We start from the raw sequence: 13,744 nt of genomic DNA on the forward strand, positions 1-13,744 counted from the left end.
GAGGACACCGGCGCCCGGCGGGTGGACCTCCCGGCGTACGCCTTCCAGGGCCGCCGCTACTGGCTGGACCCGGAACCGGACGCGGACGCGGACCCGGCCGCGAACACGGGCCCGTACGCGGGCTCGGAACGGGCGCCCGACGACACCCTGGACGCGCCCTTCTGGGACGCCGTGGAGCGCGCCGACCACCAGGCGCTGAGCACCATGCTGGAGGTGGGCGACGAACAGCCGTGGAGCGCCGTGCTGCCCGCCCTCTCGGCCTGGCGGCGCGGCCGGCGGGAACGGTCCGCGGCGGACCGCCGCCGCTACCGCGTCACCTGGAAGCCCCTCGACCTCCCGCCCGCCGCCGCGCCCGCCGGCACCTGGCTGGTCCTCGTGCCCGCCGCGCTCGCGTCCCACCCGTCGGCCGAAGGAGCCGAGCGGGCGCTGAGCGACCACGGCGCCCGCACCCGGACCGTCCTGGTGACCGATGAGGCGAGCCTCGCCGAGGGGCTGGCCGCCGCGCCGCCCGGAGTGACCGGTGTGCTGTCGCTGCTCGCCCTGGACGACACCCCGGGCGAGGAGGAACCGGCGGTACCCAGAGGTCTCCGGCACACCCTCGCCCTGCTGGGGACGGCGGACGGCCGGAACATCACCGCACCCCTGTGGTGTGCGACCCGCGGCGCGGTGTCGACCGGCCCCGGCGATCCGCTCACCAGCGCCGCGCAGGGCCAACTGTGGGGCCTGGGCCGGGTGATGGCCCTGGAACACCCCGACACCTGGGGCGGGCTCGTCGACCTGCCCGAAACCTGGGACCCCCGCGCCCGGGAGCGGTTCGCCACGGCGCTGACGGGCGGACGACAGGGCGAGGACCAGCTGGCGGTGCGGGCCGCCGGAGTGTTCGGCCGCAGGCTGGTCCGGGACGGAAAGGTCCATGGCGGCGGGGAGATCCGTGGCGGCGGGAAGGTCGATGGTGGCGGGGAGATCCGTGGCGGCGGGAAGGACCGTGGCGGAAAGGACCGTGCCGGGAAAGCCCCCCGGACCCCTCGGTGGCGGCCGCGAGGCACCGTACTGATCACCGGTGGCACGGGCGTCCTGGGCGCACACGTCGCCCGCGCCCTGGCCCGTGAGGGCGCCGAACACTTGGTGCTCCTCAGCCGCCGGGGCCCGTCGGCGCCGGGCGCCGCCGCCCTGGAGGCGGAACTGACCGGCCTGGGCGCCGCCGTCACCGTGGCCGCCTGCGACGTCGCCGACCGGGACGCCCTGGCCGCCCTCGTCGACCGGGTGCGCGCGGCCGGCCCACCGGTCACCGCCGTCGTCCACGCCGCCGGAGCGGCCGAGATGCCGGACGTCCGCACCGACCTCGGCGACTACGCCGCGGTGGTGTCCGCCAAGGTCACCGGTGCGCTGCACCTGGACGAGCTGTTCGCCGACGACCCCCTCGACGCGTTCGTCCTGTTCTCCTCCATCGCCGCCGTGTGGGGCAGCGGCGGCCAGGGCGCCTACGCGGCCGCCAACGCCTTCCTCGACGCCCTGGCCGAACAGCGCCGGGCCCGCGGCCGGTCCGCCACCTCGGTGGCCTGGGGGCCCTGGGCCGAGGGCGGAATGGCCACCGACGCCGAGGACCACCTGCGCCGGCGCGGCCTGCGGCCCCTTGAGCCCCGGCAGGCGGTCGAGGCCCTGTGGGAGCTGCCGGGCGGCCCGGCCTGCGCGGTGGTGGCCGACGTGGACTGGGAGCGGTTCGCACCGGGCTTCACCGCACTGCGCCCGAGCCCGCTGCTCGGCGACCTGGCGGAGGTGCGGCGGGCCACGGCGGACACCACGGCCACCGACTCCACCGCCCCTGACTCCTCCGGGCGCACGCTGGCCGAGCGGCTGGCCGGCGCGCCGGAGCCGGAGCGGGACCAGCTGGTGCTGGAACTCGTGCGCGAGCACGCCGCGGCGGCTCTGGGCCACCCCTCGGCCCGGACCATCGAGCCGGACCGGGCCTTCCGCGACCTGGGTTTCGACTCGCTGACCGCCGTCGACTTCCGCAACCGCCTGGCCACGGCCACCGGGCTGCCGCTGCCCGCCGCGCTCGCCTTCGACCACCCCACACCGGAGAGCGTCGCCCACCACCTGCGGACCGAAGCCCTCGACTCCGGTCCTGGTCCCGGTCCTCATCCTGGTCCTGGCTCCGGGGCCGGTTCGGGTGAGCGGGCGCTGCGCACGCTGGAGGAGCTGGAATCCGTACTGGCGGCGCTCCCGGCCGACGACCCCGCGTACGCCACCGTCCGGGCACGCCTGCCCCGGCTGCTCGCGTCCCGCGGCGCCGACCCCTCGGCCGTACGGAGCCAACCGGCGCGGAACACGGCCGAGGGCCAAACCGGGGACAAGAGCCACGCCCAGAACCAGGACCAAACCCAGACCCAGGACCTGGACGAGGCCACCGCGGACGACCTGTTCGACCTCATCCACCAGGAGTTCGGCAAAGCCTGACCCGGCCGGGGAAACCACGGCCGACGGCTCGATCCGAGGAGTTGCGTACCGAATGACGAACGAAGAGAAGCTCCTGGACCACCTCAAGTGGATGACCGCCGAGCTGCGGAAGACCCGGCAGCGGTTGCAGGAGGTCGAATCCGCCGAGGCCGAGCCGGTCGCCATCGTGGCCATGGCGTGCCGATACCCCGGCGGGGTCAGCTCCCCGGAGGACCTGTGGCGGCTCGTCAGCGATCAGGTTGACGCGATCTCGGACTTCCCGGCCGATCGCGGCTGGGACCTCGACGCCCTCCGCTCCACCGACCCGGACGAACCGGGCACGTCCTACGCCACCCAGGGCGGGTTCGTCCACGACGCGGCAGAGTTCGACGCCGGGTTCTTCGGGATCAGTCCGCACGAGGCGCTCGCGATGGACCCGCAGCAGCGGCTGCTGCTGGAGGCGACCTGGGAGGTCTTCGAACGCGCCGGGATCGCCCCCACCTCGGTACGCGGTGCCGCGATCGGCGTGTACACCGGTACGAACGGCCAGGACTACAGCCCCCGCGCCGGCTCCGCGCCCGGAGAGCTGGAAGGCCATCTGCTGACCGGCACCGCCGCGAGCGTCGCCTCCGGGCGGGTGGCCTACGCCCTCGGCCTGGAGGGCCCGGCGGTGACCGTGGACACGGCGTGCTCCTCGTCCCTGGTCGCCCTGCACCTCGCCTGCCACAGCCTGCGCAAGGGCGAGTGCTCGATGGCGCTCGCGGGCGGTGCGACGATCCTGTCCGGCCCCGGACCGTTCATCGAATTCAGCAGGCAGCGGGGGCTGTCCGCCGATGGGCGATGCAAGGCGTACGCGGCGGGCGCGGACGGTACGGGATGGGCCGAGGGGGTCGGCGTGCTGCTGCTGACCCGGCTGTCGGAGGCGCGTCGGCGCGGGCTTCCGGTGCTGGCGGTGGTGCGGGGCAGTGCGGTCAACCAGGACGGTGCGAGCAATGGGCTGACGGCACCCAATGGCCCCTCTCAGCAGCGGGTGATCCGGCAGGCGCTGGCGGGCGCCGGGTTGTCGCCGGACGAGGTGGACGCGGTGGAGGGGCACGGCACCGGGACGGTGCTGGGCGACCCCATCGAGGTGGAGGCGCTACAGGCGGTCTACGGCCGGGACCGGGCGGCGGACCGGCCCTTGTGGCTGGGGTCGTTGAAGTCGAACATCGGGCACAGTGCGGCCGCCGCGGGTGTGGGTGGCGTCATCAAGATGGTGATGGCGATGCGGCACGGTGTGTTGCCGCGGACGCTGCATGTGGATGAGCCGTCGCCGCATGTGGACTGGTCGTCGGGTGGGGTGTCGCTGCTGACGGAGGCGCGGGAGTGGCCGGAGACGGACGGCCGGCCGAGGCGCGCGGGTGTCTCGTCGTTCGGCATGAGCGGCACCAACGCCCATGTGATCCTCGAACAGCCGCCGGCGCCGGCCGAGGAGCCCACGACCGAACCCGCGGAAGGGCCGGTCGTCTGGGTGCTGTCGGCCCGAGGCGAACGGGCCCTGGCGGAGCAGGCACGGCGGCTGCTGTCGTTCACGGAGGGCCGCTCGGATGGCCGTACGCCTCCGCACCCGGCCGATGTGGGGCTGTCCTTGGCGGCCTCGCGGGCGGCGTTGCCGCATCGGGCGGCGGTGGTGGCGGACGGTATGGCGGAACTCCGCGCCGGTCTGGCGGCACTGGCGGAGGGCGGTTCGGCTCCGGGCCTGATCACGGGTGGGATGCCCGGTGGCGGCAAGTCGGTGTTGGTGTTTCCGGGGCAGGGGTCGCAGTGGGTGGGGATGGCGGTGGATCTGCTGGAGGCTTCGCCGGTGTTCGCGGGGCGGATGGCGGAGTGTGAGCGGGCGTTGTCGGCTCATGTGGATTGGTCGCTGACGGGGGTGTTGGGCGATGAGGTCGCGTTGGGGCGGGTGGATGTGGTGCAGCCGGTGTTGTGGGCGGTGATGGTGTCGTTGGCGGCGTTGTGGGAGTCGTTGGGTGTGGTGCCGGGTGCGGTGGTGGGGCATTCGCAGGGTGAGATCGCGGCGGCGTGTGTGGCGGGTGGGTTGTCGTTGGAGGACGGGGCGCGGGTGGTGGCCCTGCGCAGCCGGGCGCTGACCGCACTCGCTGGTGGCGGCGGGATGGTGTCGGTGGCGGTCTCGGCCGACGACGCGGTCGCGCTGCTGGAGCCGTGGGGTGGCCGGGTGGGCGTGGCGGCGGTGAACGGGCCGTCGTCGGTGGTGGTGTCCGGGGACGCGGCGGCGCTGGATGAGGTGGTGGCCGAGTGCCGTCGGCGGGGTGTGCGGGCGCGTCGGGTCGAGGTGGACTACGCCTCGCATTCGGCGCATGTGGAGGTGTTGCGGGAGCGGTTGCTGGAGGAGCTGAGCGGGATCGCTCCGGTGCGTTCCCGGGTGCCGTTCTTCTCCACGGTGACGGGTGACTGGCTCGACACCGAGCAGCTGGATGCCGGGTACTGGTATCGGAATCTGCGGGAGACGGTGCGGTTCGGCACGGCGACCGAGGCGTTGCTGGGGCGGGGTTTCGGGGTGTTCATCGAGGCCAGCGCGCATCCGGTGCTCGCGGTCGGCGTGCAGGAGAGCATTGACGCGGTGGGTGCGGAGGCGGTGGCGTTGGGCTCGCTGCGCCGGGACGACGGCGGCTTGGACCGCTTCCTGGCCTCGGTGGCGGAGGCGTACGTCCATGGTGTGGACGTGGACTGGTCGTCGTTGTTCGAGGGCGCGCGGCGGGTCGATCTGCCGACGTATGCCTTCCAGCGGCAGCGCTACTGGCTCGACAGCCACACGTCCACCGGCGTGACCGAGCCCGTACGGGCCGATGAGGCCGAGACGCGCTTCTGGGACGCGGTCGAACGAGCCGACGCGACCGAGCTGGCGATGACCCTCGATGCGGACGGTGAACTGGTCGGGGAGCTGCTGCCCGCCCTGGCCACCTGGCGCCGTACCGCACGAGACCGGTCGCTCATCGACTCCTGGCGGTACCGGATCACCTGGCAGCCGCTCTCGGTCCCGCCCACCGGCCGGCTCTCCGGCAGCTGGCTGCTCGCCGTCCCGGACTCGCACCTCGACGACCCGCTGGTGGGCTCCGTGTCCTCCGCCCTGGCCGAGTCCGGCGCCCTCGTCGTGCCCCTCCCCGTGTGCTGCGCGGACGCCGACCGCGCCACGCTGGCGGGCGCCGTGGCGGACGCCGTGGACCAGCGGTCGGCGCCCCTGTCGGGCGTACTGTCGCTGCTGGCCCTGGACGAGGCACCGCACCCCGAACACCCGGCGGTGCCGCGCGGTCTCGCCGCTTCCCTCGCGCTGGTCCAGGCGCTCGACGGGCACCCCATGCCACTATGGCTCGCCACCCGGGGCGCGGTCGCGGCACAGCGCTCCGACCGGCTGCTCAGCCCCGTACAGGCGCAGGTCTGGGGGCTCGGCAGGGTGGCCGGTCTGGAGCACCCCGAGCGCTGGGGCGGGCTGGTGGACCTGCCCGCCGAGCCACTGGACGCCGGGGCTCGACAGCGGCTCTCCGACGTCCTCGCCGCGGCGGGTGACGAGGACCAGATCGCCGTACGCCCCTCGGGCACGTACGTCCGCAGGATGGTGCGCGCGGCGTCGGCCTCCGCCCCCGCCCCCTCGCCCTGGCGCCCGCGCGGCACCGTCCTGGTGACCGGCGGCACCGGTGCGCTCGGCGGCCACGTGGCGCGGTGGCTGGCCCGGAAGGGCGCGGACCACCTGGTCCTGACGGGGCGGCGCGGCCCCGACGCGCCCGGCGCCGACCAGCTGAGGGACGAACTGACGGCGCTCGGCGCCGAGGTGACGATCGTCGCGTGCGACGTCACCGACCGGGACGCGCTGACCGCGCTCCTGGCCGAGCATCCGCCGAACGCCGTCTTCCACACCGCCGGCGTGGGCCAGCTCACACCGCTCCTCGACACCACACCGGGGGAGTACGCCGAGGTGCTCGGCGCCAAGGCGGTCGGCGCCGCCCTCCTCGACGAGCTGCTCGCCCCGGGCGCCCCTGACGCCCCGGAGTCCGCGGAGTCCCCGGAGTCCGCGGAGTCCCCGGAGTCCGCGGAGTCCCCGGAGTCCGCGGGGGCCCCGGAGCAGCTCGACGCCTTCGTCCTCTTCTCGTCCAACGCGGGGGTGTGGGGCAGCGGTAACCAGGGCGCCTACGGCGCGGCGAACGCCTTCCTCGACGCCCTCGCCCAGCGGCGGCGCGACAGGGGTGCCACCGCCACCTCGGTCGCCTGGGGTTCCTGGGGCGGCTCCGGCATGGCGGCCGACGAGGATGCCGACGCCTATTTGCGGCTGCGCGGTCTGCGTCCGATGGACCCCGACCTGGCGATCACCGCCCTGGGACAGGCGCTGGACCACGACGAGACGACCGTGACCGTGGCGGACGTGGACTGGGCCCGGTTCGTGCCCCTCTTCACCTCGGCCCGCCCCCGCCCCCTCATCGGAGAACTCCCCGAGGTGCGGCGGCTGCTCGAAGAGTCCACGGCCACGGCCACTTTCACGGCCGCCGACGGCGACACGCAACCGGAGCTGCGCCGACGGCTGGCCGCGCTCTCGGCGTCCGGCCGGACCGAGCTGCTGGTCACGCTCGTACGCGAACAGGCCGCAGCCGTCCTGGGCTACGCCGAACCCGGTGCGATACCGGTCGGACGCGCCTTCCGGGAGCTGGGCTTCGACTCGCTGACCGCCGTGCGGCTGCGCAACCGGCTGAGCGACGCCAGCGGTCTGCGGCTGCCCGCGACCCTGGTCTACGACCATCCCACGGTGGCCGCGCTGGCGGACTTCCTCCGCCACGAGATCCTGGGCGACGACGCCGATGTCGACGCCGACGCCGAGCCGGGACGGGCCGGGCCGGCCGGGCCGACGGGTCCGGTGGCGGCGGACGACCCCATCGCGATCGTGGCGATGAGCTGCCGCTACCCCGGCGGCGCCGAATCACCGGAGGAACTGTGGCGGGTGGTGGCCGACGGGGTCGACGCCGTCTCGCCCTTCCCCACGGACCGGGGCTGGGACCTCGACGCGCTGTACGACCCCGACCCGGACCGGCCCGGCACGTCCTACGTCCGCGAGGGCGCCTTCATCCCGGACATCGGGGACTTCGACCCCGCCCTGTTCGGGATCTCCCCGCGTGAGGCGCTCGCGATGGACCCGCAGCAGCGGCTGATGCTGGAGGCGTCCTGGGAGGTGTTCGAGCGGGCGGGCATCGATCCCACCTCGCTGCGGACCACCCCGACCGGTGTGTTCGTCGGAGCGTCCGCGCAGGGGTACGGGGCCGGTGCGCGGCAGGCCGCCGAGGGCGCCGAGGGCTACTACCTGACCGGGGGCGCCACCGCTGTCGTCTCCGGGCGCGTGGCCTACGCGCTGGGCCTCGAAGGGCCGGCGGTCACGGTGGACACGGCCTGCTCGTCGTCCCTGGTGGCGCTCCACCTGGCCTGCCAGTCGCTGCGGCAGGGCGAGAGCTCGCTGGCCGTCGTCGGCGGGGTCGCGGTGGTGGTCAACCCCGTCGCCTTCGTGGAGTTCAGCAGGCAGCGCGGGCTGGCGCCCGACGGCCGCTGCAAGTCGTTCGCCGCCGCGGCCGACGGCACGGCCTGGGGCGAAGGCGTCGGCGTCCTGCTCCTGGAGCGGCTGTCCGACGCGCGCCGCAACGGCCACCGGGTGCTGGCGGTGGTGCGCGGCACGGCGGTCAACCAGGACGGCGCCAGCAACGGGCTGAGCGCGCCCAACGGCCCCTCTCAGCAGCGGGTGATCCGGCAGGCGCTGGCCGCCGCGGGCGTGTCGCCGGACGAGGTGGACGCGGTCGAGGCGCATGGCACGGGCACGGTGCTGGGCGATCCGATCGAGGCACAGGCGCTGCTGGCGACGTACGGGCAGGGCCGCGCGGGCGACCGGCCCCTGTGGATCGGGTCGCTGAAGTCCAACATCGGGCACACCGCGGCGGCCGCGGGTGTGGCCGGTGTGATCAAGATGGTGATGGCCATGCGGCACGGCGTACTGCCGCGAACGCTGCACGTGGACGAGCCGACGCCGCACGTCGACTGGTCCTCCGGCGCGGTGTCCCTGCTCACCGACCCCGTGGACTGGCCCCACTCGGCCGGACGCCCGCGCCGGGCGGGGGTGTCCTCGTTCGGCGTCAGCGGCACCAACGCCCACGTCATCCTGGAGGACGCGGCTCCGGAGGAGGCCCCCGACCCCGACCCGGATTCCGCACCGCTGCTGCCGCCGCCGGTCGTTCCGTGGGTTCTGTCGGCGGTCGGCGAGCAGGCGCTGCGCGCACAAGCCGAACGGCTGGGGTCGTTCGCCGCGGAACATCCCGAGACACACCCGGTGGAGACGGCCGCGTCCCTGGTGACCTCGCGGGCTGCGTTGGAGCGGCGGGCGGTGGTGCTGGGCCGGGACCGGGAGTCGTTGCTGGACGGGCTTGGGGTGTTGGCTCGTGGGGAGTCGTCGTCCGGGGTGGTCGAGGGTGTGGTGGCGGAGGGCAAGTGCGCGTTGTTGTTCGCGGGTCAGGGGTCGCAGCGGGTGGGGATGGGGCGTGAGCTGTATGAGTCGTATCCGGTGTTCGCGGAGGCGTTCGACGCGGTGTGTGAGGGGTTCGCGCCGCTGCCGGTGAAGGACGTGGTGTTCGGCGGGGATCAGGAGCTGCTGGACCGTACGGAATATGCCCAGCCTGCGTTGTTCGCGGTTGAGGTGGCGTTGTTCCGGTTGGTTGAGTCGTGGGGTGTGGTCCCGGATTTCGTGCTGGGGCATTCGGTGGGTGAGTTGGCTGCCGCGCATGTGGCGGGGGTGTTTTCGCTGGGGGATGCGTGCCGGTTGGTGGGGGCGCGGGGTCGGTTGATGCAGGCGTTGCCGTCGGGTGGGGCGATGGTGGCGGTGGAGGCGTCCGAGGCTGAGGTGTTGGCGGGCCTGGCGGGGCGCGACGGGGTTGATGTCGCGGCGGTCAATGGTCCGTCGTCGACGGTGGTGTCGGGTGTGGCGTCGGTGGTGGAGGTGGTTGCGGCGGAGTGGGAGGCGCGGGGTCGTCGGGTGCGTCGGCTGCGCGTGTCGCACGCGTTCCACTCCTCTCTGATGGAGGGGATGCTGGACGATTTCCGGCGGGTGGCGGAGTCGGTGGAGTATGCCGAGCCGAGGATTCCGCTGGTGCTGAACGTCTCCGGCCAGGTGGGCGCGCCGGATGGTGCGGAGTACTGGGTACGTCACGTGCGGGAGGCGGTCCGTTTCCACGATGGTGTCCGTGCCCTGGAGGCCGAGGGCGTCACCACATTCGTGGAGCTGGGCCCGGACGGGACGTTGTCGGGGATGGCTCAGGACAGTGTGGCCGGGGTGAGCGTCCCGGTGCTCCGTCGCGACCGTCCCGAACCGGAGACGCTGATGGCCGCCGTGGCCCACGCCTACGTACGTGGCGTCCCCGTCGATTGGCCTGCGGTGCTGGGAGGGCCCCGGGTGCGTCCGGTGGACCTGCCGACGTACCCGTTCCAGCGGAGCCGGTTCTGGCTGGAGCCATCCTCCGGAGCCGATGCGGCGTCGGCCGGGCTCACCCCGGCCGGCCACCCCCTGCTGGCCGCCGCGGTCCCGTTGGCCGACAGCTCCTCGGTGGTGCTGACCGGCCGGGTGTCCCGGCACGCACAGCCGTGGGTCGCCGATCACGTGGTGCTGGGCCGGGTCCTGTTGCCGGGGGCGGCGTGTGTGGAGTTGGCGTTGCGTGCGGGGGATGAGGTGGGGTGTGACCGGGTGGAGGAGTTGACGTTGGAGGCGCCGTTGGTGGTGCCTGATGGTGGTGCGGTGCGGTTGCAGGTGGTGGTGGGTGGTGCGGATGAGGTGGGGGCGCGGTCGGTGGAGGTGTTCTCGTGTGGGGAGGGTGGTGCGTCGGGGGCGCCGTGGGTGCGTCATGCGTCGGGTGTGCTGACGGCCGCGGAGGCGGTGGCGGCCGGGGAGGCGGCGGGGTTGGAGTGTGGGGGGCAGTGGCCGCCGCGGGGTGCGGAGCCGGTGCCGGTTGATGGGTTGTATGAGCGGTTGGCGGATCTGGGGTATGGCTATGGGCCGGCGTTCCGGGGGCTTCGGGCGGCCTGGCGGCTGGGGGCGGACGTCTTCGCCGAGGTCGAGCTGCCCCCGGGCACCGACAGCGCGTCGTTCGGTCTGCACCCCGCTCTGCTCGACGCCGCCCTGCATTCGATGGGCCTGACCGCGCTTGCGGATGACGACACCACCCGTCTGCCCTTCTCATGGCGCGGAGTGTCGCTGCATGCGACCGGCGCGACCTCGGTACGGGTGCGCCTGGCGCAGACCGGGCCGGACACGGTGTCGGTGGAGATCGCGGACGCGGGCGGTCAACTCGTCGCGCGTATCGCATCGTTGGTGCTGCGCGCGGTCTCGGCGGAGAGCCTCCGGGCGCCGGGCAACGTCGGCTCGGATTCCCTGCTGCGGCTCGATTGGGCCCCGTGGCCCGAGCCGAGCACCGCGTCGGCGATGTCCTTGGCCACCGTCGGCGACCTCTTCTTCGAGGTGCCAGGAACCGACGCCTATCCGGACATCCCCGCCTTCGGCGCCGCGATCGCCTCGGGCGCGACGGCGCCGGACGCCGTACTGACGACGCCGCCGGCGGAGGCGGAGGGCGAGCCCACGGAACAGGTGCGGGCCGCCACCGCCTGGGCGCTGGCGACGCTGCGGGCGTGGCTCGCCGACGAGCGGTGCGCGACGTCCACATTGGCGATCGTGACCCGGGAAGGCATGGTCGGGGCCGCCGTTCAGGGCCTGGTCCGGTCCGCCCAGTCCGAGCACCCCGGCCGGTTCGTGCTCGTGGAGGTCGACGGGAGCGAGGAGTCCTGGCACGCGATCCCGAAGGCCATCGGGTCGGGAGAGCCGCAGCTTGCCGTTCGCCTCGGTGAGGTGGCCGTTCCCCGGCTGGTCCCGGCTCAGGCCGACGACACGCTCACCGTCCCCGCGGAGGAGCCGTCCTGGCGGCTGGAGGTGGCCGCCGCGGGCACCTTGGACGGTGTGGCGCTGGTCGGCTCTCCGGCCGCCGAGGAGCCGTTGGGGCCCGGTCAGGTGCGGGTCGGGGTGCGTGCTGCCGGGCTGAACTTCCGGGACGTACTGCTCACGCTCGGTGTGGTGGACCAGGAGGGGTTGGGCAGCGAGGGCGCCGGGGTCGTGCTGGAGACGGGGCCGGGGGTTGTGGGGATGGCCCCGGGCGATCGGGTGTTCGGGATGTTCCCGGCGTCGATCGGGTCGGTGGCGGTGGCGGACCAGCGGATGCTGGCGCGGGTGCCGGAGGAGTGGTCGTTCGCGCGGGCGGCGTCGGTGCCGGTGGTGTTCTTGACGGCGTATTACGGGCTGGTGGATCTGGCGGGGTTGGGGTCCGGTGAGTCGGTGTTGGTGCATGCGGCCGCTGGTGGGGTGGGGATGGCGGCGGTGCAGTTGGCGCGGCATATGGGTGCGGAGGTGTGGGCGACGGCGAGTCCGGCCAAGTGGGGTGTGCTGCGGGAGCTGGGGCTGGACGCGGAGCACATTGCATCGTCCCGGGATCTGGAATTCGAGGGGCGGTTCCTTGCGGCCACGGGCGGCCGGGGTGTGGATGTGGTGCTGAACTCGCTCGCGGGTGAGTTCGTGGACGCGTCGCTGCGGGTGCTGGCGGAGGGCGGCCGGTTCCTGGAACTGGGGAAGACGGATGTGCGGGAGGCGGTCGACGGGTACCGGGCGTATGACCTGGTCGAGGCCGGTCCGGAGCGGATCGGGGAGATGCTGGCCGAGCTGATGTCCCTGTTCCGGGAGGGTGTGCTGCGGCCGCTTCCGGTGACGACGTGGGACGTACGCCAGGCCGTGGACGCGCTGCGTTTCATGAGTCAGGCGCGGCATGTGGGCAAGGTGGTGCTGACGGTTCCGGCGCCGCTCGACGGCCGGGGTGCGGTGCTGGTCACGGGCGGTACGGGTGCGCTGGGTGCGTTGGTGGCGCGGCATCTGGTGGCGGTGCGGGGTGTGCGCCGGTTGGTGCTGACCAGTCGGCGGGGCATGGCGGCGCCGGGTGCGGAGGAGCTGTGCGCCGAGCTGTCGGACCTGGGCGCCGAGGTGTCCGTGGTGGCGTGTGATGTGGCGGACCGTGCGGCGCTGGCGGACGTCATCGCGAACGTAAGCAACTTGACCGGAGTCGTGCATGCGGCGGGTGTGCTGGATGACGCGGTGGTGGAGTCGCTGACGCCCGAGCGGCTGGAGGCGGTCCTGCGTCCCAAGGTGGACGCCGCGTGGCATCTGCATGAGCTGACCCGCGGCATGGATCTGTCGGCGTTCGTGTTGTTCTCCTCGGCGGCCGGGACCTTGGGCGGTCCGGGTCAGGCGAATTACGCGGCGGCGAACAGTTATCTGGACGCGCTCGCCCAGTACCGCAGGGCCCTGGGTCTGCCTGCCCAGTCCTTGGCCTGGGGGCCGTGGGAGCAGGTGGGTGGTGGGATGGTGGGCGGTCTGGGGGATGCCGATGTGCGGCGGATGGCTCGGTCGGGGCTGGTGGCGTTGTCGGCTGAGGAGGGTCTGGCGCTGTTCGACGCGGCGGAGCGGTGTGCGTCGGCGGTGGTGATGCCGGTACGGCTGGACCGTGCGGCACTGCGCGAACGGACGGACTCCGTGCCCGCCCTGCTCAAGGGACTCGCCGGCACTCCGAACCGGCGCGTGGCCGCATCGCGTCAGGACACCGACGACCTCCCCCGGCGGCTTTCCGCCCTGTCCGCTGCCGAGCGTCACCGGGCTTTGGCGGATTTCCTTCGCGCGGAAGTGGCGGCCGTGCTCAATATCCCGGACAGTGCGCTCATCGATGCCGGGCGGGCGCTCAAGGATCTCGGCTTCGACTCGCTCACCGCCGTGGAACTCCGCAACCGGCTGAACGCCGCCACGGGACTTCGGCTGCCCTCCACCCTGGTATTCGACCACCCCACCGTCGAGGCGCTCACCCAGCGGCTCGCCGGGGAAATGTTCCCGGATAGGGAATCCGCTGAACGGTCACTCTTCGATGAGCTGGACAGTGTGGACAACGCTCTTTCCCGAGCCGCCCTGGACAATATGACCCGCGCGAAGGTGGTGGTCCGCCTCCAGGCGCTGCTCGCCAAGTGGTCCGATCCGGGCCGCGCTACCGCCGAGAGGGCCGCCGATAACGGTGTGGACGTCCTCGAGTCGGGGACGGACGAGGAAATCTTCGCCCTGATCAATGACGAACTCGGCCGGTCGTAGGGCCTGTCCCCGGCCTGTCCCCGGGCCCTGGCCGCCAGGCCCCTCGCCGCAGGTGAAGGCCGCTTCGGCTTG

General features: G+C 73.5%; 3 pseudogenes. All 3 read left to right on the forward strand.

Features of this window, described 5'->3' with window-relative positions:
• Positions 1-210 precede the first annotated feature (210 nt).
• Positions 211-2,457 (forward strand): annotated as a pseudogene (locus PS467_RS42165) (SDR family NAD(P)-dependent oxidoreductase); the annotation flags it as partial.
• Between the two features lie 73 nt (positions 2,458-2,530).
• Positions 2,531-13,420: pseudogene (locus PS467_RS23865) on the forward strand (type I polyketide synthase); the annotation flags it as partial.
• Between the two features lie 75 nt (positions 13,421-13,495).
• Positions 13,496-13,672 (forward strand): annotated as a pseudogene (locus PS467_RS42330) (type I polyketide synthase); the annotation flags it as partial.
• Positions 13,673-13,744: the final 72 nt, after the last annotated feature.

This window comes from Streptomyces luomodiensis, from assembly GCF_031679605.1.
Taxonomy (GTDB): domain Bacteria; phylum Actinomycetota; class Actinomycetes; order Streptomycetales; family Streptomycetaceae; genus Streptomyces; species Streptomyces luomodiensis.